The sequence below is a fragment of the Alteromonas sp. S015 genome, assembly GCF_036864485.1.
In the GTDB taxonomy this organism is placed as follows: domain Bacteria; phylum Pseudomonadota; class Gammaproteobacteria; order Enterobacterales; family Alteromonadaceae; genus Alteromonas.
This window is the reverse complement of sequence record NZ_JAZETO010000001.1, coordinates 134,943-159,524: the sequence shown is the minus strand read 5'-3', so window position 1 is coordinate 159,524 and position 24,582 is coordinate 134,943. Positions and strand designations below refer to the sequence as shown.

Here is a 24,582-nt window from a genome sequence, read left to right as displayed (position 1 = left end):
TTAGTAAGTGTGCAAACATTAAGAGAATGAATAAAAACATGGCGTATTGGCTATTTAAAACAGAACCTGATGCATTTTCTATTGATGACTTGGCAAGCCGTCCAGAACAAACGGAACCGTGGGACGGCGTAAGAAATTACCAGGCGCGTAACTTTTTACGTGACGGCGTTAAACTGGGTGACAAAGTGTTTATCTATCACTCCAGCTGCAAACTAGTCGGTATTGCAGGTGTTGCAGAAGTGGTAAAAAACGGCTACCCAGACACCACGCAGTTTAACCCTGAGTCAAAATACTACGATCCTAAATCCAGCGAAGATAACCCCCGATGGTATCGCGTCGACGTGAAATTTGTAGAGAAGTTTTCAAGCGTTCTGCCGCTTTCAGTGATTAAAGCGATGGACGGTATTACCGAGCTTCCTTTAGTGAAAAAAGGTGGAAGACTGTCAATCATGCCTGTAGAAAAGGGTGAGTGGCAGCAACTTTATACTGCTGCCAAACAATAATTTAAATGCAAAAAAGCGTAGCCACCATATCTCGTTAGCTCGCTAAAGGTAAATATAAGGGCTATGGCTATGCGCCAACTTTCTAGCATGCTGTATTTAACGTGTTTACCTAACGGATTGCCGCTACTTGCCAAAGGCAAATTTAGTGTCGGCATCGCGCAACAGGAAAAGTGCAAAGCACGCGCCCCACATTGGCCATGCAGCAAAAAACAGCAGGTGATTGAAGGCATCTAGATACTGCGGGAATGAAGACAGGGTAGACCCACCGTGAAGAATAAAAATTAGGCCATAGGTGTACTTTTTCGCAAGTCCCGCTAAGAATGCCAAAACCAGCGAAAGCTGCAGGGCGCCCATGACGTAAACGGCCACTTCAGGCACGCCGCCGATACCATAGAATTTTTCAAAAATGGCCATGCCGTGTGCTGGGTTTACAAACTTATCGAGTGTCCATACGAACATAACGATAAATACTGTTACGCGAAGTGAAAGTAGCGACCATTGTAGTCGATTTTGAATATCGGTGTTGTTTTGCATACAAGCTCCAAAAGTATAATAGTGCAAGCCTACTAGAACGACTGTTCAAAATAAAAATTTCAATTAATTTAGTGTTTTTAAATATTTTTTTGAAAATTAAATGTACTGAAATTTTTTGTGACGCGTATCGGTCTTGTCGAACAAGAATTAAAAATACGGATCTGTTAATGAAAAAAGTAATCGGCCTAGCCGTTAGCACACTCGCACTTGCCATCAGTCAATCGCTCTATGCTCAACAAGTGGCAGATATTGAAGTGGTTGAGGTAACAGGAAACCAGCAAAGTGTAGATACGCTAAATCCTGGCGATAACACACTTAAAGGAATTTTCGGGAGTGGTTTAAGTGCTGCCCAGACACCTAGAGCGGTGACGTCACTGTCGGCACAAGCGATAGAGGCACTTAACATTAACGATTTACACGATATCGTAAAAGCGGCGCCCAACGCGTACGCCTCTAGCGGCTTTGGCACGCCAAGCCTGCCCAGTATACGCGGCCAATTAGGTGAGCTTTTTCAAGATGGTATAAGACGTCAAGCGGGCAATAATGGTTTTGGTTTGCCTTTGTCGTTCAATAGCGTTGAGCAAATTGACGTGGTAAAAGGGCCGTCGCCAGTGTTGTTTGGTAGTACGCAGCGTAATGGTGGCTTTGTAAACCTTCAAACTAAGGTTGCGCCTACCACAGAAAGCAAGGGGAAAGTCACCCTTCGCGCTGGTCGCTGGGATCAGTATTCAGCGCAAGTGGACTACGGCACAGCTATAGAAGAAGGTAAAAGTGGTATTCGCTTTAGTGCAGAGTACTTAGACCATGGCAGTTTCTACGATTTTGCCGAGCGCGATAGCACGAACCTGTTTGTAGCCTATCGTTATACGCCGAGCGATACACTGACGTGGGATATCAACGCGGAGTATTATGATACAGACTATCCAGACAACGCAGGTATCAACCGCCCAACGCAAGACCTTATCGATAAAGGCATCTACATTACAGGCCAAGGTATTCAGTCGAATGGCAGTACAGTACCGGGGGCAGGTGCCATTATTACCCCTACCGGAGAAGTGGTTATTCCTCGCAACCGCGTATTCACAAATCCTGACGACATTAACGGTGCCGAAACTACGGTTATTCGAAGCAGTGTCGAATACAAAATGACTGATAACGTGGCGCTTCGGAACATTACTTATTACCAATATCTTGAACGTGAAGAAATTGCACAAAATAGTTTCGTTGAGATTATTGACGGGGCTGACACGTTCGAAAACCGCACTGAGCTAGATTATAAGTGGAACGACAGCCAAACTACGATCGTAGGGTTAGCGCTGCGTTACAACGACGTGTTGGGCTATAGCCAGTTTACCACTGAGGCCGATAATCCGATTGATTTAACCGGGCCTATCTCAAACCGCGTTATTCCGCTTACCGATGCCCAAAAAGCGCGATTAGTTGAGCTGCGTCCTGGCGTATATGTTTCACCGGGTGCGCAATACGACGTAGACGGTGATGGTAACGGCGATTTTAACTTGTCAGACACCACCGACTCGACCGCATGGCAAACAGGCCTGGCGCTTCAGCAGCGCTCTATTTGGACCGATAAATTTTCAACTATTGCTGGCGTACGTGTTGATTACTATGACGTAGAAGCGCGTGATCCATTAGCACCTGTTGGTGTTGAAGCAGCATCAGATTCGTACAGCGATACGTTAACCAGCTACCAGTTAAGTGCAGTGTACAAATTAACGGGTGATGTGAATGTATACGCAGCGTTTTCAGAAAACGACGCGACATCGAACAGCATGGCGGGTGGCACGGTGTTAGGCGGTAATAACGAGATCAACCCGCTTAACTTTGCTACTGAAAATACGTTGTACGAAGTGGGTGTAAAATATGCGCCAAACAGCAGCTGGTACGCAGAGGCCGCTGTGTTTGACCAAACCCGAAGCCTACGTAACCGTGATGGCAGTAACAGTGGCGTGAAAACGCAAGGTTTTGAACTACAAATGTTTTATCAAACAGATGATGTTTGGATCAATGCTGCGTATAGCTACTTAGACGCACGTTTTGATGATTCAGCGGCGTTTCAAGGTACGGCGCAGGTTAATGATGCGTTTGATAATAGTCGCCCTGATATTATTGAAGGTACAGGAGTAGGATCACCTTCTTTTGCCGCGTTCCCTGCATCAGACAGTCGCGTTCAGGGGATCCCGCCACAAATTGCTTCTATTAACGCTGGCTGGCAAATTACGGATGACTTGCAGGTGGGGGCAAGTGGTCTCTATACCAAGTCATTTCCACTAGACTTTCTGCAAACGGTGCATATTCGCGATCAATATACGGTTGACGTAAATGCAGTCTATCAAGTAACAGATGACCTTCGATTACGTTTAGATATCATTAATGTGACCGATGAAGAAAATTGGCAGCCACTGTTTGAAGGTGGGTATTTCGGCGCGACGCTTGTCATGCCAAACGTACCTCGTCACGCTCAAGTTACCATGCAATACGCGTTTTAAGCGCTAAGGATATTTATGTTTAAGAAAATAGCGCTTTTAGGTGTCATTATCGCCGCCATATTTGGCTTTTTTTATTTTGATTTAAATAGCTATCTAACCCTTCAAGGTATGAAGGATTCACTGGATACGTTTCAATCGCAGATTGCACAAAACCCGGTATTAAGTATTGGTGTGTTCTTTGCCATTTATGTTGCCGTAACCGCACTATCATTACCGGGTGCAGCTATTTTGACCTTGGCAGCAGGGGCCTTGTTTGGCTTGGTTCAGGGCTTAGTTATTGTATCGTTTGCCTCAAGCGTAGGGGCAACGCTGGCGTTTTTAGTTTCACGCTTTATTTTGCGCGACACCGTACGAAATAAATTTAAAGAAAAGCTTAAAAAGATTGATGAGGGCGTGGAAAAGCAAGGTGCGTTTTACTTATTTACCCTTCGCCTAGTGCCAGTATTCCCGTTCTTCCTAATCAACCTTTTGATGGGGCTAACGTCGCTTAAAACCAGGACATTCTACTGGGTAAGCCAAGTGGGCATGCTTGCGGGCACCGCGGTATATGTAAATGCGGGTACTCAACTTGCGCAAATAGACAGTTTGTCTGGCATTGTCTCGCCTGGGCTTATCTTTTCATTTGTACTTTTAGGCATATTCCCTTGGATAGCTAAAGCTATCGTAGCAGTAGTCAATCGCCGTCGCGTGTACAAAGGCTACAGCAAGCCAAAGAAGTTTGATCGCAACTTAGTGGTTATTGGAGCGGGTGCGGGTGGTTTGGTTACCAGCTATATTGCTGCAGCGGTGAAAGCAAAAGTCACGCTGGTAGAAGCTGGCGAAATGGGCGGCGACTGTCTCAACTACGGCTGCGTACCGAGCAAAGCCATTATAAAAACGGCAAAAGTGGCCAATCAAATGCGTCATGCTGATAACTATGGTTTAGAGCCGGTAACACCCGCTATGTCGTTTAAAAATGTGATGGCACGTGTGCACGAAGTGATTGCGGCAATCGCGCCTAATGACAGTGTAGAGCGTTACACTAGCTTGGGTGTTGATGTTGTAAAAGGCTATGCGAAAATCATCGACCCTTGGACAGTGGAAATAAAAAAGAATGATGGCGGCACGCAAACGCTAACCACTAAGAACATTGTTGTTGCAACAGGCGCTGCGCCCTTTGTTCCTGAACTGCCTGGCATTGAACAAAGTGGCTATGTCACCTCAGACACGTTATGGACCAAGTTTACAGAGCTTGAAGACACGCCTAAACGTTTAATTGTATTAGGTGGCGGACCTATTGGTTGTGAGCTCGCCCAAGCCTTTTCACGCCTTGGCAGTGACGTAACGCAAGTTGAGCGTGCCCCGCGTTTAATGGGCCGGGAAGATGCGGATGTGGCGGAGTATGCTGAGTCTGTGCTTAGAGAGAGCGGCGTAAACGTATTGACGTCCCATGACGCGCTTCGCTTTGAACAACAAGACGGTGAAAAAGTACTGATTGTAGCGAAAGAGGGTGTTGAATCTACCATTGCCTACGACGAAGTCATTGTGGCTGTAGGACGAAAAGCCCGTTTACATGGTTTTGGTCTGGAAGACTTAGGTATTCAATTTGATAGAACGATTGAAACCGACGAATACTTGCAAACCCTGATGCCCAATATTTTTGCCGCTGGTGATGTAGTAGGGCCTTATCAATTTACCCACGTGGCCTCACATCAGGCGTGGTACGCGGCGGTAAATGCTCTGTTCGGTACGTTTAAGAAATTCAAAGTTGATTATCGCGTTATTCCATGGACAACTTTTATCGATCCGGAAGTAGCGCGGGTGGGCATTAACGAGCGTGACGCTGCCGAGCAAGACATTGACGTTGAAGTAACGCGATACGAGTTTGCAGAGTTAGATCGCGCTGTTGCGGAAAGTGCAAGAAAAGGGTTTATTAAAGTGCTCACACCGCCGGGTAAAGACAAAATACTGGGCGTTACCATCGTCTCGGAACATGCAGGAGACTTACTGGCTGAGTTTGTTATTGCCATGAAACACGACCTAGGATTAAACAAAATACTAGGTACAATTCATGCCTATCCAACATGGGCTGAAGGCGCAAAGTATGCAGCAGGGAATTGGAAACGCGCAAACGCACCTGAAAAATTACTCAGCTATGTAGAGAAATTCCACACGTGGCGCAGAGGGTAGTTAATGTGAAAAAAGCATTAGCGGTGACGAAAGGATTAGCGGTGAAAAACGCATTGTTGATGGCGAGCGAACAAGTAATGACAAGAGTAATCGCGATGTCCAGACGAATCACTATTAGAAAATTTGGTCGATTGGCAGTAAGCAGCGTCATGCTGCTTGCTGCAAGCGTAAGCTTTTCTGCTCTCTCTGATGAAGCTGTGCTAAAGCAATTGAACAGGCTACACGAGCCGTTTAGTGCGTTACTAAGCGAGCATGTGAAAACCATCGACAATGGTGCCAGCACGCAAGTTGATTACCATGGGTTTAAACAAGATAGGGAACGTTTAACTCAGTATTTAAATAGCTTAGCTAAGGTAGAAAAAAGTACCTTTGACGGCTGGAGCAAGGCCGACCAACTGGCGTTTCTCATCAATGCTTACAACGCCTACACAGTTGGCCTTATTCTTACTGAATACCCTAAGATTGAGTCTATTCGCGATTTAGGCAGCTTTTTCTCGTCGCCATGGAAAAAGGAAATTGCGCCGCTACTTGGCAAAACTCGTACGCTGGATGAAATAGAGCACGAACTTATTCGCGGACAAAATAAAACCACGGAAGGATATAACGAACCTCGAATTCATTTCGCCGTAAACTGTGCCAGTATTGGTTGCCCTGCGCTGCGAGAAGAAGCGTATGTTGGCGCAAGGCTAAATAGCCAGCTTGACGCACAAACCAAGCGTTTTTTAGCCGATACGTCTCGCAACAGAATGGACGGTAACACCTTGAAGCTCTCTAAAATATTCGACTGGTACAGCGAGGATTTTGAAAATAATATCAATCGGAAAAGTGAACGTTGGCAAGGCATTAAAAACATAAATACTGAAAATCTCAGCCAATTTTTACTGTTATACAAAGATGCATTAAACCTATCGAGTCAGCAGGTTTCAGTGCTTGAGCAAGATAACGCAGAGCTAGAATTCTTAGATTACGATTGGGCGCTCAATGCTACGCGATAGCGCTTTACTTAGCATGAAAGCGGCTTGTTTACGCCGCTTTGGCAAATTTAGTCGTCTCATTAAGGGGCTGACGCTGGCATCAGCTGTTTTCAGTTCTCAGCTAATCACAGCTTCACATTCATTTGCGGTACCGTTTGATATTCCCAGTGTTGATGGTTCTATTGTTGATGTTTCTGGCAATGAAATACAGAGCCAGCCTCAATCGCCAGTACGTGCGTCAACGGCGCTCAAGCGCACTTCAGCGCAATCGCCTAAAGACGACACACAAAGCAAACCTCTGGTACGTTTTCATGCATGGGGGGGAAGCGCCCAAGTAAATGGTTATTTGCAATGGGTAGCCGCGCAAGTTAGTCAGCGTTTTAACATTGAACTGCAGCACGTTAAGCTTGCTGATACCAGTGACGCCGTGTCACGTGTATTAGCAGAAAAAGCGGCCGGTAATCACGATAACGGCAGCGTAGATTTGATATGGATAAATGGCGAAAACTTTGCGGCAATGAAAAAGCATGGCTTGCTCGCTAAAGACTGGGTTAAAGAACTTGATCATTTCGCGCTAACCCGCCCGGAAAAGAACGCTGCCATGGTAACCGACTTTGGCGAACCCACGCTTGGTATGGAAGCGCCGTGGGGTAAGGCGTCGATGGTGTTTTATTATCGCAGCGCGCACATGAAAGCGCTAGACATTACGCCTGGGCAAACCATTAATGAACTGCTTCGGTTCTCTCAAAAAGTGCCAGGACGCTTTACTTATCCAGTGCCGAGCGATTATTTAGGCATTAGCTTTATAAAATACGCAGCAATTGCACTTAATGGTGATAAGCAGTCTTTGTTTTACCAACCCGTTACCGAATCGTCTCTTCAGGCCGTATTGCCCGCGCTTTGGGCTTATTTGGACCAATTGCATCCCACTATGTGGCAGCAAGGGGAGTATATGCTTCGCCAAGCCTCGCAACTTCAACGCTTGGTTGGCACAGGTGAGTTAACACTCGCGTTTTCATTTACCGCCGCTGAAATTCCATCAGCCGTAAATCGTTTTGATTTACCCGATGATGTTCGTACCTATGCTATGCAAGACGGTAGTCTTGCTAACGTACATTTTGTGGGTCTGACCTACAATTCTAAAAACAAAACAGCAGCAAAAACAGTAGTAAATTTTTTGCTTTCGCCAGAGGCACAGGCCGAGAAGCAAAAGCTGGCGGTGTGGGGCGACGATACGGTTCTTGATGTGACATTGCTGACAAAAGCACAAGCTATGCTATTTAAAGAGGCGTCTGTGCACAGATCTGCCCTCGACAAATCACAGCCCATGGTGCTGTTAGCCGAACCCCATGCAAGCTGGACTGATAAATTGCGCGAAGCCTGGTTTGAACGTTACGGGGCACGCTACTAATGTTTACTCACATTACGCTTGTTGCACGCTGGTGCTTGCTGCTTTTACTTTGTATTCCTGTATTGGCAGGGCTGGTAGGAGTAATATTCCCTGCGTTAGGTTATTTCCCAGCTATCGGCGCAAACGCCTTTTCAACGCAAGTGTTTGCGACGCTATTCGGTCTTCCAGACATTTGGCAAATGATGTGGTTGTCGCTTTTTACGGGCGTAGGCTCAACCCTTTTAGCCGTAATAGCAGCGTTTTGTATTCTCGCCACGTTTTACCAGTCTTCCCTGCTAGGCAAAATTCAGGGTGTGTTAAGCCCGTTTCTGGTGTTTCCCCACGCAGCTGCAGCCATTTCCCTTTTATTTGTCGTTAGCCCTTCTGGTATCTTTGCGGCGATCACCACGCGCTTGAATGCGTATTTTAGCCATGCTTTCACAAGCCCCTTTGTTAATGAAATCAGCGAAATGGCATTGCCCGCTGCAAATGATGGAACGCTACTTTATGACGGTCTAGGACTAAGTATACTTATCGCGCTTAGCCTGAAAGAGCTGCCGTTTATTTTGTTAATGACGCTAAGCGTTATGTCTCAGCCGCTGGTGAAAAAGAAACTCACGGGGTATGTAAAGGTGGGGACAGCATTAGGTTATTCACCTACTGCGAGCTTTTTTAAACTGGTGCTGCCGACAACTTTTTCCCAGATAAAGTTACCGCTTTTAGCAGTGCTAGTTTTCGCCACTTCAAATGTGGAAATCCCACTTATTCTAGGACCGAATAACCCGAGCACTTTAGCTGTCGCCATTATGCACTGGTTTAATCATATTGATTTGTCCATGCGACTGCTTGCAAGCAGTGCTGCTGTGGTTCAGGTGGCAGTATCAGCGGTAGCGGTGCTGTTATTTTTGGGGACAGAGCGATTAGTGACGTACATCGGTAAGCGCAGCCTTTCAGGTGGTAATCGATATTTTGCCGATGGAGCGCTACGCGCATCTGGTTTTGTTATTATGGCGTTTTACATTATCTTGATTTGCGCAGTGGTATACACGGTTGTTGTGTACTCCTTTGCTAAGCAATGGCATTTTCCGCTGTTATTGCCAGAGGGGCTAACACTGCTGCATTGGAATACGGCAATAAGTGCGCTTACAACACCGTTTATTAATACTTTATTGCTTGGCGTGCTGGTAAGTACAACCTCATTAATCCTTGTTCTATTTACCCTGGAAAGCGAACAGTTACAGCCAGCGCGTGCTGTTGCTTCGAATGCATTTTCTGTCTCTCTATTTTTGCCACTATTGGTACCTGGTGTAGCTTTCCTATATGGTCTGGTCTGGTTTCAGCAGCTTATTTTTCAAAACGCCGTATGGTTTCACACCTATGTAGCGCACATGGTTTATGTTGTGCCTTACGTGTTTTTATCGATGGCGGTGGCATATAGGAAGTTCGACAATCGATACGCCATGGTGGCGCAGAGCTTGGGCAAAACGCCGTGGCAGGTATTTTATCATGTTAAGCTGCCTTCGTTGTTCAGCGCCATTATGGTGGCATGGGCCTTAGGGCTAGCGATTAGCTTTAGCCAGTATTTACCTACCTTGCTGGCGTCTGGCGGGACGATCCCTACTGTTACTACCGAGGCTGTGGCGTCGGTATCGGGGAGCAGTACGCGACTTACTGCTGTATATGTCATTATTCAAGCGGTAATGCCGTTAATTGGCTTTATGATCGCTTGGTACATGCCTGTAATTGCTACGAGAAAGCGAAGTAGGCAAATGCTGGTATCAGGTACTCACAGCAATCGTTCCGCAAATCCAGTGCAGTAAAAGCACATGGCTAACATAAAAGCAAAGAACAAAAGCTACAAGGGCGTAATTTATAGTGCTTAGTTTAGAAAACGTCGTTATCTATCGCGATGACAAGCCGCTGTTTCAGTTAAGTGCTGACGTAGCAAAGGGGGAAGTGCTGACCGTTATGGGCCCAAGTGGCGCAGGCAAGTCTACTTTACTTCAAGCTATCGCCGGACAGCTTCAGGCGCCGTTTAGCGTTACTGGACAAATTAAAGTTAACCACGTGGTGATAAACGATATCGATGTGCACCTTCGCAAAGTGGGCATTATGTTTCAGGATGCGCTTTTATTTGAACACATGACCGTGGGCGAAAACATTGCGTTTGCCATGCCTGATAAGGCATATAAAAACAAGCAATTGAAACACGACGCCATTAACACGTTGTTGGTGGCCGTCGAACTTGATGGAATCGCTGACCGCAATGTGAATACGCTCTCTGGTGGTCAGCAGGCCAGAGTGAGCCTTATCAGAACGTTAGCTTCTGAGCCTGATGTGGTATTGCTTGACGAGCCATTTAGCAAATTAGATGTAGCCCTTCGTAGTCAAATCCGCAGCTGGACATTTTCGCAGCTAAAAGCACGTAATATGCCCGCAGTATTAGTGACGCACGATAAAGATGATGCGCTAGCCGCAGGCGGCAACGTCATAGAAATTTTATAGCGGTATTTACATAAGTACTGCCGAAGGTATTACTGAAATAGTAAAAAATACTGCAGAGCGAGTAAAGAGATATGTCATGTTAGATGCCAAAGTCACCCCTTTTATAAAGCCACTTTTACGGCCTTTGATAAAGGCGTTAGATAGCAAGGGCGTTACCCCAAATCAGGTTACGCTTGCCGGGTTTGTTGTCGGTATTCTTGCGCTTCCCTTTATAATTCTTAACTGGTGGAATATGGCGCTAGGCTGCATCATATTGAATCGCGTGTTCGATGGAATTGACGGTGAACTGGCGCGCTATCAACAAAGTAGCAGCAGTGCGGGTGGCTTTTTGGATATTTGCTTAGACTTTCTTTTCTATGCCTCTATTCCTTTAGCGTTTGGTATTGCTAACCCTCAAGAGTGGGGCATACCAGCAATGGTACTGTTAGCTACCTTTATTGGCACCGGCAGCAGCTTTCTGGCGTTTGCTATTGCCGCAGAGAAATTTCAAATAGACAGGCCCCAGTTCGCTAACAAAAGTTTTTACTATATGCAGGGGTTAACGGAAGGTACTGAAACCATTTTAGTGTTTTTGGCGTTCTGCATATGGCCGCAGTATTTCGCAACGCTTGCGTACGTGTTTGCAGCAGCCTGTGCCGTAACAGTCATTACTCGCATAGCAGGGGGCTTTTCTACGCTTGATAGGGTAGAGCGCGACGCTGCAAAGTCAGAACGCACAGTGCCTTCTTCAGGTTATGAATGATGGTGAAAGTTCTCGTAGCATTAAAAGTAATCTGAATTTTGGAAGTAATTAACGTGATAAAGGTAATTTGCTTTGGATAATACCGCGGTTATTCGCTTAAGCGTATTTCTTGGCGTTTTTGTGCTTATGGCAGTACTTGAAGCACTGTTGCCAGCGCGAGAAGCCGTGCTTAGTAGGAAAACACGCTGGTTGGGTAACTTGTCCATGGTGGTAATGGGGGCGCTGGTATCGCGTATTTTGCTTCCGACCACACTCGTTGGTGTGTCTTTATGGGCGCAACAAAAAGGCATTGGTGTGTTCAATGTTTTAATGGATGCCGTGTCGGCTGATGCTACAAGCGCTAATCAACTGCTAAACAGTGGTGAGCTTCTCAATGCTTCTTTAACGTATCTTGTCCACATCGTCATAGTAACGGTAAGCGTTTTATTACTTGATATGCTGATATATTGGCAGCATCGGCTTTTTCACACGGTGCCTATGTTGTGGCGCTTTCATAAAATGCATCACGCCGACAGTCATGTCGATACCACTACTGCTCTTCGCTTTCATCCAGTTGAAATTGCTATGAGTTTGGGTATTAAAGCCGCAGCGGTGGTGATACTGGGCGTGCCTGCTGTTGCTATAGTTATCTTTGAAGTGGCACTCAATGGCTTTGCCATTTTTAATCATGCCAATATTAGGCTGCCGCAAAAATGGGATGACAGAATTGGGCTTGTGTTAATTACCCAGCGCTTACATCGCATTCACCATAGCCAGGCTAAAAGTGAGTCAAATTCAAACTATGGGTTTAGCGTATCGTGGTGGGATAGGCTTTTTAAAAGCTTTACCCCGAGAGCGAAGCAAAGCGACGAAACACTTTCCATAGGCCAACAGGATGTGCCTGCGGTAAAAGAGAATGCTTCAATTCGTGCCTTGCTACTGCAACCCTTTAAAAGCAACTAGCTAGCGAGTAAAAAGGCTGTCTATCAATAATAGCTTTACATTTGTATGCCGAAAAAAGACTTAGCTACAGCCAAGTCGCATAGCTAGCTTACCGAGCATGCCTTCAATGATATCCTCACTTTCATCGGGCAAAACTGGCATAATGTCTAAACCGGTTCTCGCTTCTACTTCATCAATGGTAACTTGCGTTGCGCAGTAATCATCACGGCGAGAAGCATTTTGCTGCATGATAAATGCAGAGGCTTCCATTAAACCGTTAACTTCACTCACGATGACTTTAAAATAACCGCTAGGGATGCTGTGCAACTCGTCAGCAGCTGGTAACGCAGCGAAAAAAGTCTCGTAAAGAGGGCCCGAAACCACATAAACGTCTTGCCCTGATCTCACTAGACTACGCACAGCATTCTCTAATTTAACCCATGGACCTTGGTTTAAATCAGAATCTTGAGGTGTAATATTTGAAAGGTAATTAAGTTCCCGCCAGTCAGGCGAGTTGCTAAAAGAGGCAAGCGGAACTTGATGACCTCTGTCTGTACCTATACCGCGCCACGCACCTTTATAGTCATTTGGCTCTAATGTGCTTTCATCATCCAACTCAGGATCTGCTTTCCAGTTACGGCTTCTAGATGGGCCATCAATAGTCTCAGGCGTAACATGATACGCCACCCAATTAGCAAACTTTGTTTGTGGGTTATTATTCAGTGTATAAATGGAGCGAGTTATGGTTTGTCCACTTAATCCCATAGGGCAGCTGAATACACAGTTTTCAGCAAAGGCTTTAAAAACGGGGAAAACAAATGATACAGCAAGAGATACGGCAATAAGTCTCTTCATTATTTTTCGGCTCTACTCTGATGAAAGTAATAATCTGTACTAAAGTACAGTTGTTTAATTTCACGAATAGTACGTAAAAGCTACCACAAAACAAGTGGTTGTCGCCTAAAGTAGGGGGAACACTATAGCCGGTATTTATTGTTACATCATCGCCAGTGCCTTTACCAACAAGTACCCGGTTCCTAATTGAAGCAGCATACCAATAATAAGAAAGACGCCGTCACGATTCGTTACTCCAAGCGCGGTAACGCAAAGAGCAAAAGCGGGCAAGGCTACCGCAAAGGGCAATACCTCCAGAGGTATCATGCAAAGTGATGCAATCGCGCAATATGCCGCAATAATATTCTTTGATGGAGTATGTGAAAGAAAGGTAAGCCTAGGTTTTAATAGTTTTTCAGCTTTCTGCGCATACGGCTTGGCTTTTTCAACTGCGCTATCTAGTTTGTGAGTAGACACCTCTTTATTTTTAATAAATGTGGGAAGCCACGGACTGCTTTTTCCTATGGCGACTTGTGAACATATAAAAAATAAAGTGATTCCACACAGCGTGGGTACGCCTGGGATGGCGCCAGTGGGAAGCAGAGCGATCAGGGCTGGCATCAATAAAAGGGGACCAAAGCCCCTGTCTTCGAAACGTTCTATTACCTCACCTAGTGACGTAGTGTTTTCGCTCTCGCTGTACATGTTATCCATTAATTCAACAATTGAATTTCCCATATTCGCCTACTAATTCCAGTTTAATGATCGCTATACTTATCATTACGCTTTTTCGTTAAATAAGTTTAATGAAGTGCCGGTGCGCGTCGTGGGATGAATAGATTTTTCACTAGTTAAAGATTAACTGCTACATTTACTGAATAGAAGTTCGTGAGATTCAAATTGAATACGACAGATATACTTTCCATTCTGAGACAAATGCCCTCGAGCATCTTATTCAAGTGCCCAGAGTCCGCCAGCATTTATGTCAGTAAGGGCTTTGAACGGGATTTCGGGATACGACAACCTGCTTTTGTTGATACGCATTCTTTTACTTTTTTTGACCTCGAAACAAAAGAAATGATTTCCCCAGGTAAGTCGCCATTTGCCCTTGCAGAAAAGGGGCAGGCAGTAGCGCAGCACTACAGACTTCAAACAGGTTCTAGGACAATGAACTGTTTTGTTGAAAGTGGCGTGGTAACCACTCCTGTAGGAGATTGGGTTGTGTTACAGATTAAAACAAACTTTACAGCATTGTTTAGCGAGAACAGTAAAAGTTCAGCAGTAAGCAAGCATATAGTTTTTAATCAGCTTCTCACAAATTTTTCATCAAAACTAATTACAGCCAGTGTTCATGAACTCGACGGCATTATCGATCAAGCTTTGGCTGCCTTAGGTAAGTTCTGTGATGTAGATAGATGCTACCTTTTTGAGTTTAGCGATGATGGTGAATGTATGTCTAATACTCACGAATGGGTTGCCGCAGGTGTAACGCCTTTTATTGATGAACTTCAGAATATGCCAACGAGTTCGCTACCCTTTTTCATTTCCCATATTTCTAATGGAATGTTTAAAGTTGATGATGTAACGACACTTCCTGAAGAGGCTGCGGCGGAAAAACTCGTTTTTGAAGAAGAGAGAATTTTCTCTATTTTGTGTGTCCGTATCATGGTGGACGATACTATTTACGGTTTCATTGGCTGTGACATTATAGGCAGCCCATACTCATGGAACGCATTTGATATTGAATATTTGCGCCGAATAGGCGAGATGCTTGGTAACACATTACAAAGTCTACGCAACCGAAAAGCGCTTCAAAAAGCGCAAATCGATCTGCTTGAAGCTAATAAGCAACTAGAACGTTTAGCGAATATTGATGGCTTAACAGGGATTGCGAACAGAAGGTTATTTGAAAATACGTTGCAGCGAGATGTGGAGCGATGTGAAGAACAAGGCTTGGCGCTAAGCTTACTGCTTATTGACGTGGATTTGTTCAAGCAGTTTAACGATGCTTATGGTCACGTGGCTGGCGATGCGGCATTACAAAAAATTGCCGATACATTAACTAATAGCTGCTTAGGTAGTGACGATCTAGTTGCCCGCTATGGCGGTGAAGAATTTGCCGTTATTTTACCTAATACTCGGCTTGATGAACTCCACGCTATCGCTGCACGAATTATTCGGAACGTGAAGTTTCTAGATATCCCACATCGGGCGTCGGACTATGACGGTAAACTTACGGTAAGTATCGGTATGGCGTCCATGGAGCTGAATCCATCACGCCATGATGATGCTCCGCAAAGCAAAGAGAGCGCTTTATCGCTGGTTCAGCAGGCAGACCAAGCCCTTTATCAAGCTAAAGCGTCTGGAAGAAACTGCGCTAAGCTTTAGTCCGTATAAACGTCAAACTCTTACATTTTACGTTACACTTTTGTTTAGCGCAGTCCGGCTCCAAGACACTTACCATGTAAATAACGTTAGCGAAATTGAACCTATCGTACTAGGATTTGTTTTATCCAACTGTCAGTACCATCTTGCCAATATGCTTTTTCTTCTCAAAGTCTTGTTGTGCCTGACAAATTTCAGCGAGAGGGTAGGTAGCAGATACAAGCGGTATAATGCTTCCTTTTTCGATGTGTTTTACCAAGTTTTCAAACACCTCGCTTTCCAAAATAGTGCACCCTAACAGGGTTAAGTCTTTCAAATAGAGAGTACGTACATCTAGCGTTACCTTGGGCCCAGCGATTGCGCCAGAGGTAGCGTAGCGTCCAAACGGTTTAAGGACATCGAGGAGTTCAGGCCAGCGCGGGCCTGCTACAAGGTCAATCACTACATCGAAAGCGTCTCTTTCTGCTAAGCTTGCCCAGTCACCATCGCGCAGCACGGTTTCATCCGCGCCCAGCGCTTGAAGGGTTTCACGTTTTTCTTCACTCGTTACTGCTATTACATAGGCGCCCCTCGCTTTCGCTAGCTGAACTGCCGCCGAGCCTACGCCACCCGATGCACCTGTAATGAATACCCGCTCACCTTCTTTTACATTTGCACGATGCAGTAAGTTTTCGGCTGTAGAATAAGAGCAAGGAAAAGACGCGAGTTCCTCATCTGTCATGGTTGAGTTTACGGCATGGGCATGGCGCGATGCGACCTTTGTGAATTGCGCAAAGCCTCCGTCGCACTCGGAGCCAAAGTACCAAGGCGAATCCAGCTTCTGGCTGTTAACTTCAGTCAGGCATGGCTCTATGATCACGCGCTCGCCAATACGTTTTTGACTAACGTTTTTACCTACAGCAACAATGTAACCACAAACGTCAGCCCCTTGGATAAGAGGCAGGCCTAATGCGTTGCCACCCCATCCGGCATCTTCAGCATCGTTATTGCCCTTTGAATACCATCCTTTTCGCGTATTTAAGTCGGTGTTGTTTACCCCCGCAGCGCGTACTTCAATAAGTACATCGTTGTCGCTGAGTGTAGGCAAAGGTATGTTTTCGTTAAATGTAAGCGCGTCGAGATCGCCATGTTTGGTTAACTGCACGCCGTACATTTCATTTGGCAGTGATTTCATATTGTCCTCCAGAATTTTTGCTTTAGACGAGAAAGGTAATGGTTGATGCAAGTGCTAAGAAGGGCTAATCAAGTAGCACTGTTAGTGCGCCTTTCGCTGCGGTTAACGCTTTATCACCAATCGTTGGCCATGCTGATGACATGCCCTCATGTATTAGGAACACGCTGTTTGAAAGGGCTGGGTCCTCAAGCTTTTCATTCAGCCACGTTAACACCGCGTGTTTGTGGTTGTTCACAGCGGTCTCAATTTGAAGGTTATTGGGGTAACTCGCCAAAGCCTGCAATGACATGCAACCTCTGGGAGCGAATGTCGTTAGCCATACCGACAAGCGTTCAAATATGTAGTTAATTGCTTCGTTACGCGTCGAGGGACAGTTTTCTTCCAGAAACGCGATGTAACGGCTGTGACGATAGTCGAGCGCGCCAATAATCATGTCTTCTTTTGAAGGGAAGTATTTGTACAAGGTTTTTAGTGTGGTGCCAGTGTACTCCTTGAGTTTAGCCACATTAGGCTCTGCGAATCCGTAAAGGGCAAAAGCTTGCTCTAGTTTCGAAGCTAACTCAGATTGTTTGGGCGCGGTCATACCGGGTCTCCTCGAAAACGTTTGTTATTTTCGTCTGCTTGGCACATCGCTTGTTAACCAATTAAACAGATTTCAAGTAGAATGAATATTCTACTCTAGGGTAGAATAAGTATTCTACTTAATCAACAGCCGCTATACGTTCTTTGTTATATTTTGCTTTCCGTTACGCAATTTAGTCACATGTAATTTTGTGATTAATAATAATCACATTTTGCTGTGTGATTGTTTTTGAATTTGAGATGGTAGCGTGTCATAGTGGACCTCTAAACGGAAAAAAGTGTCTATTGAAAGTAGAAAAGACAACGCGGCGCATAGTGAAATGACAAGAAAGAGTGCTTTAACAAGCAATACAAAAAAGCGCGCTGGTGTGATTACCGGTGACGTCTCCAACTCTCAGTCTTATTCTGATGCTGAATTCAGAGAGATAATTGCTACGCTGAGAGAGCGTTTAACATACTACGCCGAGTACTACGGTGGAGACTTTGATATTTATCGAGGAGACGCATTCCAGCTAGTTGTTGCACAACCACAGCATAGCATTGCAGCCGCAGTTGGATTGCGGTTAGCACTTAAGGCGCACGCTTCAGGAATAGATGTGCGAATGAGTGTTGCTGTGGGAGAAGCACAATTTCGCCCTTCAGAAGTAAAAACTGGCACTGGAGACGCATTTGTGTTGTCAGGGCGAGGGTTAGATAACATAAAGCCGCACCATCTTACTTTTTGTAGCGGTGAACAAACACTCGACAACAAAACGCAGCTCTTAACACGTTTTGCCGACGCGCATATCAATGGACTGACACAAACCCAGTCGCAAACCTTACTCGCGTATCTTGAAGCCACGGATAAGAGCCATGAAAGTGTAGCGGCCATACTAGATAAAAATCGCAGTAATGTAAGTCGAATTCTCAATGCCAGTAACTATAAACTGATAGCAGAATATCTCGACTATATGGAGAGAGCGCTCATGTTATGGGTTCAAGAAGGAACCTCATTAAAAACGGAACAATTGACCAAGGAAGACTAACGTGATGACGGGTTATACAAAAAAAATAATGCTTGCAACAGGAGAGCCAAATGCTTGCTGAACCTCAACTGCTGGTGGCAATCGTGTTAGCGCATCTATTAGCAGACTTTTATTTTCAACCGTTTACCTGGGTACAGCAAAGAAACGAACGACACGCACTGGCTTTGCCCTTATACGTACACGCAATCATACACGGTGTACTCGCGGCAGCTGCAATGTTCTTGTTTTCATCAACGATAAGTATCGCAAGTATAGGCGTTGGTGCAATTGCAGTCGCCGTTTCTCACTTCAAAATTGACGTGATTAAATCGTATTGTAAGCAAAACACTACGTCTTTTGTTGTCGATCAAATAGCGCACATTGTCGTGATCTTAGGCGTATTTTTGTATGCCACCAATCAGTGGCGCGAGGCAGTGGGACTACTTCAGCGGGTAGGTACATCGCACCTATTAGTGGTCTTGGCCTATTTGGCGGTACTCAAGCCCAGTTCAGTTATTATTAAACAGCTGCTGTCGCCTTGGAGCGATGAAGTATTAGCAAACAAACCAACGTCTTCACATCCCAACGATCCGCCCACAATAAGTACAGAGGCACAGCAAACTTTATCACTGGCAGGTCAACGAATTGGCTATTTAGAGCGCGTGCTCATGCTTACTTTTGTATTGCTGAATCAGTTTTCTGCCATAGGCTTTCTTATTGCGGCTAAATCTATATTTCGCTTTGGCGATCTCACTAAACACCAAGACAGAAAGCTAACTGAATATGTACTTTTGGGCACCTTCACCAGTGTGGCGATGACGTTTGCCATTGGCTTGGCATGCGCAGCGGCACTAGGGCAGTTACCCATAAAGTCTTAGCAAGGGGGTTATTGCGTTATTATTGTGCGAAAGGCCGCTTAGCGCATCTGCAGCAAGTTAAAAACGATACACTAGCGCACTGAAAGCAAACAAGTTACTAACACCTGTTGAGATTTGATGCACAGGAAAAACCAACAGGCGCTAGCGTAAAACTGCGTGTTTTTCTTCAAGAAAGTCGATTAAGGCCCTAATTCTTTGGGCCTTTTGACTATGTTGCTGAAAATACATAAACAGCCCTGCATAAGGAAACCAGTTATCTTTAAGTACAGGAACAAGCTCGCCCGTTTCAAATAATTCATCCACCATAGGTTCAACAATTCTTCCTATACCTAACCCTTTTTTGGCAGCGTCAATCATCAAATCTGTATCGTTGACTACCATGGCAATCGGCATTGAAACACTAACAGCTTGCTGGTTTTGCCACAGATGAAGTGGCGCAAGTTTGTTAGAGGTAATAAAACGATATTGAATAAGCTTGTGTTGCTGAAGGCTATCAATAGAGGAGGGAAGGCCATACTTTTTAGCGTAGTGAGGTGAACAGAAAAAACATTCTTTAGTGGCTTTAGTTAATCGCTTTGCCACCATGCCTTCTTCTATCCTATCACCAAAGCGAATGCCCACATCCATCCCATCGGTAATCAAATTTACGGCTGCATCGTTTATCGATATCTCAAGCTTTAAGTCTGGATAGCGCTCGCAAAACTCTTGGTAATAAGGCTCCAGTAGCTGTTGGAAGGCGAAGCGGGGAGTGGTAATGCGAACCGTACCCCTAGGGGTATAGCTAAGGGCGTTGACCTCTTCAAATGCAATATCTAACGTGTCGATAGCATGATGAGTTTGCTGTTTAAGTAACTTTCCCGCATCGGTTAATTCAACTCTACGCGTAGTTCGATTAAACAAAGGAATGCCCACACTTGCTTCTAGAGATTTAAGTGCGTGGCTTACAGACGGCGGTGCCATTTCTAACTGGCGTGCAGCACCACTAATGCTACCTTCATCGGCAATAGCATGAAAAATAATAAGTTGTTGAAATGTGGTGCCGTTCACTTGTAGCGCCTCTTGAAAGTCTAATTTACAAATTGATCAAACGGTTTCAAGTCTGAATTTTATCTAGATTTTAATTATTAGCTTTAAACTAATAATCTTTGAGTTAATCATCATCTAAAACTAAAGGTCATTCAAGCATAAACTTCTATCTGTTCACTTTGAATCAATCATAAAATTATCACGCAAAGGTAGAAGTAATGAGTAAAGTATTAGTTATCTCCGGCCATCCTAATTTAGACCAGTCCAATGCTAATAGCGCTATTTTGCAAAGCTTAACTAAGCGCATAAACAACATTGAAGTTAGACGTTTGGACACCCTTTATTCTAACAACCCAATTGATGTAGAGGCAGAGCAAAAAGCCTTGCTTGAAGCTGAGGTAATTGTGCTGCAGTTTCCTTTCTACTGGTATTCTGTACCAGCTTTACTTAAGCGCTGGATTGACCAAGTATTTACTTATAATTTTGCGTTTGGCCCTGAAGGAGACAAGCTGGCGAATAAACAATTTTTACTGTCAATTTCGGTAGGTGGCCCAAAAGAGTCTTATGGACCGCTAGGCTATAACCACTTCAGTGTTGAAGAGTTTTTGCGCCCGCTAGAACAACTCGCTTATCTTGCAAAAATGCAGTACCACAAGCCAATTTACAGCCATCGCATGGTGTACATTGAAGGGGTTTACAACACGCTTTCAGATGTTCAGGCACGCGGTGACCAACATGGTAAGCGGGTAGCCGATGCTATTGATGTTTTGATGAACTCACCAGAATTGCGTATCAAACAGTTTGTAACGACGTGGTTTGGGCAGTTCGATCAATTACCAGCGTCAAGTGAAGCTTTTCTACCGAATCTCAGTGAGGAGGTTGTCTGGTTAGCGCCAGAGGGACGATTTCAAGGCCATGCGGGGTTCAACGACTGGTACGCGTGGGCACGCAAAACGTTTAAACCTAACTGTGAGCATCGAGTAGATCAAATTGATATTGAAGCCGCTACTGACTCAGTGAAGCCCAATGGGTTTATAGTAGACCTCCGAATTAACCTACGCGCTGACACGTTTGAGTCGTCTGACTTTGCTGGGCAGTCGGTTGAGGTACAAGTTAAGGAACGCTGGCATCTGCATATTGATACCGAAGGTAAGGTAATCATCGACATGTACGTTGTTACTCCTTTGTAAGGTGTAATAGCGCGCTTAAAACTAAAAAACAGAATTTTTAAACCTAGAAAAAGCATTTAAAAAGTTAGGCGAGACAATGAATAAACCTATCCCAAATACAAGAAAAGCGTGTCAATCTCTGGCGTTAATTATGCTCTCTGGCATTGGCATTACCACTTCGTTTAGCGGGGCCGCGGCAAACGAAGCAATAGGAGCCCTCTATTCAAGTAAGTTTGAAAGTAACATAAGTCAGAACCTCACACCGCTGCACAAGGCAGTGTGGGATAACGATATACAGCGTGTGATGGCACTTATCGACAACGGCGCAAATGTTAACGGACTTGATAGATTAATGGGTGTAGCACCGCTTCACTTGGCTGTTCAAGGAAGGAACTTAAACCTAGTTAAACTGCTTGTGCAAGAGGGGGCATTCGTAAATTTGCAGTCAGTACGACTCGGCGGAACGCCGCTGTTATTGGCAGTGTGGCACAGAAATATTCCCGCGGTGGAATATTTATTAAGTTTGCCCGACACCGATACCACCGTTATTTCAGCGGCAGGCGCTACCGCCCTTGGATTTAATCGAAGCGGTGCAAAAGCAAACGATAAAGCGTTGAATGACGACGTTACGACCATTAACGCACTATTTGCGGCTCATGAAGCGAAAACGCTGCAGCAAGCGCAAGAAAAAGCAGCCATTTATATGATCGTTGCTAACCAAGCGCTGTCTGAAGAAGAAATGGTAGCTGAAATAAAAGTGCTGTTAGAAAAAGGGTATGACGTTAACGCGATTGCGCCCGTATTGAAACAAGGCAGTGATTTTCACAGCGCGCTGCTGCTTGCAGCGAGGAAAGGCTACCTGCAAGTAGCAAAGCTGTTGCTAGATAACGGCGCAGATCAAACGCTTACCGGCGCCTACATGGCCGCAATTGCGTTACACAAAGCCGCATATTTTGGGCGTGCAGACATGCTGACGTTACTTAGTCAATACCCAGGCTTTTATGAAGTGCTTAACGCGCAAGGTCCAAACAATGGGTATACACCGCTTCATGACGCAGTGTGGCATGGTCATTTAGAGGCAGCAAAAGTGTTGGTGGAAGCAGGAGCTAGGTTAGATTTGAAAGGTTATGATGGCAATACACCAGAGCAGCTTGCAAGGCAAAACGGTTATCCTAAAATTGCTGAATACCTAGAAAATACGCGAAGCAAGAGGGGAAATGCCCCGCGTACGTGAGCTGAAAAACGTACTAATCTGTAACGCTAAATTTTGACGACGTTCTTACGTATACAATGGTTTCGCTCTGGTTTGCGTTTTCAAAAGAATGGCGTGCGGCAGTTGATGATTCAATATAACTTCCTGCGTTTAATTCAATCTGTCTGGAGGTATTGTTTTGGGTATAATTGAGACTACCCTTGATAACCACTGCCTTAAATTCATCACCATTAGATTTTATTGAACCTTTAAATCCTTTTGGAAGCTTGACAAGGGTGCCGTATACACTACTTGTCTCGCCCCACAAATAGGCAACAGAAACACCGTCGGCCGCTATATTTACAAGGTCGCTTTTTTGCAGCCACACCATATTGTCTGCGTGAACGTTGATTGGTCTTTCACCGTTGTCAAAATGTTCTTTTGATGGCTTTACAAGGTATGGGCCTTCATCAATTTCTAAATAAATCAGATTGTTCTTGTCATTTGCTGCAGTCGTGTGATCTTCACCTGCAGGTTGAGTCCAAAACGAACCTGTTGGCATCCACATCTTTGCTGCGTTTGGATCGTCATTGTGCATTTCGCCTTCAATCACAATACCTCTATAGGTTATGTTGTGAATGTGCGGTGGCGATTCAAAGCCTTTGTTAAATCGCACTAACATCCCCGTTGCCGTGTCTTTTGTTCTGTCTCCCCACAAGTCTGCTGCTCCTGGGCTTTTGTCGCCACGGGCTGGATTCAAGTAACCCCATTCGGCATCCTTAGCTGCAATAACTTTGTCTTGTGCGTGTGCGCCAGGTACGAGATAAAAACAGGTGCTCAATAATAGCGATGCTATTGTAAGTTTGTTTCGTTTCGATGGTTTCATTCAAACCTCCTAATTGTTGGTCGTAGGCTTTATTTAACAGACAGGCACAGTCTATTATTTCGAATAAGTCTCATAAACGACCAAAATCAATAAAGACTTTCCTGAAAATGTGGATAATAGAGGTGATCCATTTTGCTTTGTCTTTTTTGCCTTGAAATCAAAAGAGTGAAATAAACGTTGAGGGAAGTATGAAAACCGAAGACCTGTCTGTGTTCGTAAAGGTGGCTGAAGTGGGCTCGATAACCACTGCTGCGATAAAACTTGATATTAGTTCATCTGCTGCAAGTATGGCGGTTAAACGTTTAGAAGAGCAGCTTGGCGTAGCGCTATTCGTGCGAAGTACACGCAAAATTCGATTGTCACCTGAAGGAGAGCAGTATTTGCCTATGGCAAAGCAAGCACTCGACACCTTACAGCAGGGCCTTGCATTAGTAACAGAGCAGAAGCAGAGCATTCACGGTGAGCTTCGCATGGCGATGTCTTCGGAAATGGGGCGCAACCTAATGCGTGAACTGCTAAATAAAGTGCAGCGCGAAAATCCAGAACTTTCATTGCGATTACATGTGAGCGACAGTCGGGTGGACTTCTACCGCGATGGTGTAGATGTAGCACTTAGAGCCATGACAAAAGAAGCGGTTAAAGAATCGCAGATGTATGGTTTTAAAGTGTGCAATATTCCGCATGTGATTTGCGCGTCTCCCGATTATTTAGAAAGAAACGGTGAGCCTACAAGTTTGACTGAATTAGCGCAGCACAACGCACTTCTTTATAAGCTCTACGACCAAACCCACAATACGTGGGAACTTATCAACGAGGGCGAGAGAGTTAAAGTGAAAGTGAACAGTAATCGCGCTGTGAATGACGGTGATATTGTTCGGCGCTGGTGCGTAGATGGAGAGGGGATCGCTAAAAAGTCATGTATAGACGTTTCGGGGGATTTACTGAGTGGAAAGCTGCAGCGTATTTTGACTGGTTACCACGTACCGCTAACTGAAATGTGGCTCATGCTGCCTAGCCGGCATCTTATTACGCCAGCGGTAAGATTAATTAGAGATGAATTAAAACAGGTTATTGAAAGTAGGCGTCAACGTCTTATTCAAAATCAAATAATAAAAGAGAGTGAATGGCCACCGTGTGACAACGCCTAATTTAGTTAAAACAACACTTGAAAATCATAAAAGGAGAGGCTTTAAAAGCCTCTCCTTAA

General features: G+C 44.9%; 22 protein-coding genes. 15 read left to right on the top strand and 7 right to left on the bottom strand.

Translation table 11 applies throughout. The annotated features are described in order from the left end of the window. Positions 1 to 38 precede the first annotated feature (38 nt). Positions 39 to 503 carry an EVE domain-containing protein gene (locus V7R42_RS00680; protein WP_334018337.1) on the top strand — a complete coding sequence of 155 codons (465 nt, stop codon included), beginning with the start codon at positions 39 to 41 and terminating at the stop codon, positions 501 to 503. Positions 504 to 626: 123 nt separating this feature from the next. On the opposite strand, the gene V7R42_RS00675 is transcribed toward V7R42_RS00680, so the two are convergent. Beyond that, positions 627 to 1,037 carry a hypothetical protein gene (locus tag V7R42_RS00675; RefSeq protein WP_334018336.1) on the bottom strand — a complete coding sequence of 137 codons (411 nt, stop codon included), beginning with the start codon at positions 1,035 to 1,037 and terminating at the stop codon, positions 627 to 629. A 167-nt stretch (positions 1,038 to 1,204) separates the two neighbouring features. Here V7R42_RS00675 and V7R42_RS00670 point away from each other — a divergent pair, with 167 nt between their 5' ends. The 8 genes from V7R42_RS00670 to V7R42_RS00635 all read left to right on the top strand — a co-directional run bounded on the left by V7R42_RS00670 (position 1,205) and on the right by V7R42_RS00635 (position 12,266). After that, a complete protein-coding gene (locus tag V7R42_RS00670) occupies positions 1,205 to 3,544 on the top strand; it encodes a TonB-dependent receptor (RefSeq protein ID WP_334018335.1) in 2,340 nt (779 codons plus the stop codon). A 15-nt stretch (positions 3,545 to 3,559) separates the two neighbouring features. Then, the gene (locus tag V7R42_RS00665) at positions 3,560 to 5,713 is read left to right on the top strand and encodes an FAD-dependent oxidoreductase (RefSeq protein ID WP_334018334.1); all 2,154 of its coding nucleotides are present in this window, start codon (positions 3,560 to 3,562) and stop codon (positions 5,711 to 5,713) included. A 5-nt stretch (positions 5,714 to 5,718) separates the two neighbouring features. Next, complete coding sequence (locus V7R42_RS00660; protein WP_334018333.1) at positions 5,719 to 6,708, top strand: DUF547 domain-containing protein; 990 nt, start codon at positions 5,719 to 5,721, stop codon at positions 6,706 to 6,708. After that, positions 6,695 to 8,098 carry an ABC transporter substrate-binding protein gene (locus V7R42_RS00655; RefSeq protein ID WP_334018332.1) on the top strand — a complete coding sequence of 468 codons (1,404 nt, stop codon included), beginning with the start codon at positions 6,695 to 6,697 and terminating at the stop codon, positions 8,096 to 8,098. The genes V7R42_RS00660 and V7R42_RS00655 overlap by 14 nt, the downstream gene beginning before the upstream one ends. Then, complete coding sequence (locus tag V7R42_RS00650) at positions 8,098 to 9,897, top strand: ABC transporter permease (RefSeq protein WP_334018331.1); 1,800 nt, start codon at positions 8,098 to 8,100, stop codon at positions 9,895 to 9,897. Before V7R42_RS00655 ends, V7R42_RS00650 begins: the two co-directional genes overlap by 1 nt. A gap of 55 nt (positions 9,898 to 9,952) precedes the next feature. Beyond that, complete coding sequence (locus tag V7R42_RS00645; RefSeq protein WP_334018330.1) at positions 9,953 to 10,582, top strand: ATP-binding cassette domain-containing protein; 630 nt, start codon at positions 9,953 to 9,955, stop codon at positions 10,580 to 10,582. Between the two features lie 76 nt (positions 10,583 to 10,658). Beyond that, positions 10,659 to 11,324, top strand: a complete 666-nt coding sequence (locus V7R42_RS00640) for a CDP-alcohol phosphatidyltransferase family protein (protein ID WP_334018329.1) — start codon at positions 10,659 to 10,661, stop codon at positions 11,322 to 11,324. A gap of 72 nt (positions 11,325 to 11,396) precedes the next feature. Next, positions 11,397 to 12,266 carry a sterol desaturase family protein gene (locus tag V7R42_RS00635; protein ID WP_334018328.1) on the top strand — a complete coding sequence of 290 codons (870 nt, stop codon included), beginning with the start codon at positions 11,397 to 11,399 and terminating at the stop codon, positions 12,264 to 12,266. A gap of 60 nt (positions 12,267 to 12,326) precedes the next feature. Here the strand turns inward: V7R42_RS00635 and V7R42_RS00630 are convergent, their stop codons facing one another. Both V7R42_RS00630 and V7R42_RS00625 read right to left on the bottom strand, forming a co-directional pair. Then, entirely contained in the window at positions 12,327 to 13,100 is a 774-nt protein-coding gene (locus tag V7R42_RS00630) for a DNA/RNA non-specific endonuclease (RefSeq protein WP_334018327.1), read from the bottom strand. A gap of 141 nt (positions 13,101 to 13,241) precedes the next feature. Next, a complete protein-coding gene (locus tag V7R42_RS00625; RefSeq protein WP_334018326.1) occupies positions 13,242 to 13,817 on the bottom strand; it encodes an exopolysaccharide biosynthesis protein in 576 nt (191 codons plus the stop codon). Between the two features lie 339 nt (positions 13,818 to 14,156). Between V7R42_RS00625 and V7R42_RS00620 the strand changes: the two genes are divergently transcribed. Beyond that, on the top strand, positions 14,157 to 15,467 hold the full coding sequence (locus V7R42_RS00620) for a sensor domain-containing diguanylate cyclase (RefSeq protein WP_334018325.1): 1,311 nt from the start codon (positions 14,157 to 14,159) through the stop codon (positions 15,465 to 15,467). 121 nt (positions 15,468 to 15,588) lie between these two features. Here V7R42_RS00620 and V7R42_RS00615 read toward each other — a convergent pair whose 3' ends face one another. Beyond that, the gene (locus tag V7R42_RS00615) at positions 15,589 to 16,638 is read right to left on the bottom strand and encodes an alcohol dehydrogenase family protein (protein WP_334018324.1); all 1,050 of its coding nucleotides are present in this window, start codon (positions 16,636 to 16,638) and stop codon (positions 15,589 to 15,591) included. A 64-nt stretch (positions 16,639 to 16,702) separates the two neighbouring features. After that, positions 16,703 to 17,221 (bottom strand): TetR/AcrR family transcriptional regulator, encoded by a 519-nt coding sequence (locus V7R42_RS00610; RefSeq protein ID WP_334018323.1) that lies wholly within the window; start codon positions 17,219 to 17,221, stop codon positions 16,703 to 16,705. Positions 17,222 to 17,498: 277 nt separating this feature from the next. On the opposite strand from V7R42_RS00610, the gene V7R42_RS00605 reads away from it, so the two are divergent. Further along, complete coding sequence (locus tag V7R42_RS00605; RefSeq protein ID WP_334018322.1) at positions 17,499 to 18,245, top strand: hypothetical protein; 747 nt, start codon at positions 17,499 to 17,501, stop codon at positions 18,243 to 18,245. Between the two features lie 50 nt (positions 18,246 to 18,295). After that, positions 18,296 to 19,102 (top strand): DUF3307 domain-containing protein, encoded by an 807-nt coding sequence (locus V7R42_RS00600; protein ID WP_334018321.1) that lies wholly within the window; start codon positions 18,296 to 18,298, stop codon positions 19,100 to 19,102. Between the two features lie 141 nt (positions 19,103 to 19,243). Here the strand turns inward: V7R42_RS00600 and V7R42_RS00595 are convergent, their stop codons facing one another. Continuing rightward, positions 19,244 to 20,149, bottom strand: coding sequence for a LysR family transcriptional regulator (locus V7R42_RS00595; RefSeq protein WP_334018320.1), 906 nt, complete (start codon positions 20,147 to 20,149; stop codon positions 19,244 to 19,246). 197 nt (positions 20,150 to 20,346) lie between these two features. Between V7R42_RS00595 and V7R42_RS00590 the strand changes: the two genes are divergently transcribed. After that, positions 20,347 to 21,318, top strand: coding sequence for an NAD(P)H-dependent oxidoreductase (locus V7R42_RS00590; protein ID WP_334018319.1), 972 nt, complete (start codon positions 20,347 to 20,349; stop codon positions 21,316 to 21,318). 76 nt (positions 21,319 to 21,394) lie between these two features. Further along, positions 21,395 to 22,531, top strand: coding sequence for an ankyrin repeat domain-containing protein (locus tag V7R42_RS00585; RefSeq protein ID WP_334018318.1), 1,137 nt, complete (start codon positions 21,395 to 21,397; stop codon positions 22,529 to 22,531). Positions 22,532 to 22,544: 13 nt separating this feature from the next. Here V7R42_RS00585 and V7R42_RS00580 read toward each other — a convergent pair whose 3' ends face one another. Next, the gene (locus tag V7R42_RS00580; RefSeq protein ID WP_334018317.1) at positions 22,545 to 23,375 is read right to left on the bottom strand and encodes a DUF4437 domain-containing protein; all 831 of its coding nucleotides are present in this window, start codon (positions 23,373 to 23,375) and stop codon (positions 22,545 to 22,547) included. A 188-nt stretch (positions 23,376 to 23,563) separates the two neighbouring features. Here V7R42_RS00580 and V7R42_RS00575 point away from each other — a divergent pair, with 188 nt between their 5' ends. Beyond that, positions 23,564 to 24,523: a LysR family transcriptional regulator gene (locus tag V7R42_RS00575; protein ID WP_334018316.1), complete on the top strand. Its 960-nt coding sequence runs from the start codon at positions 23,564 to 23,566 to the stop codon at positions 24,521 to 24,523. The last annotated feature ends 59 nt before the right edge of the window (positions 24,524 to 24,582 follow it).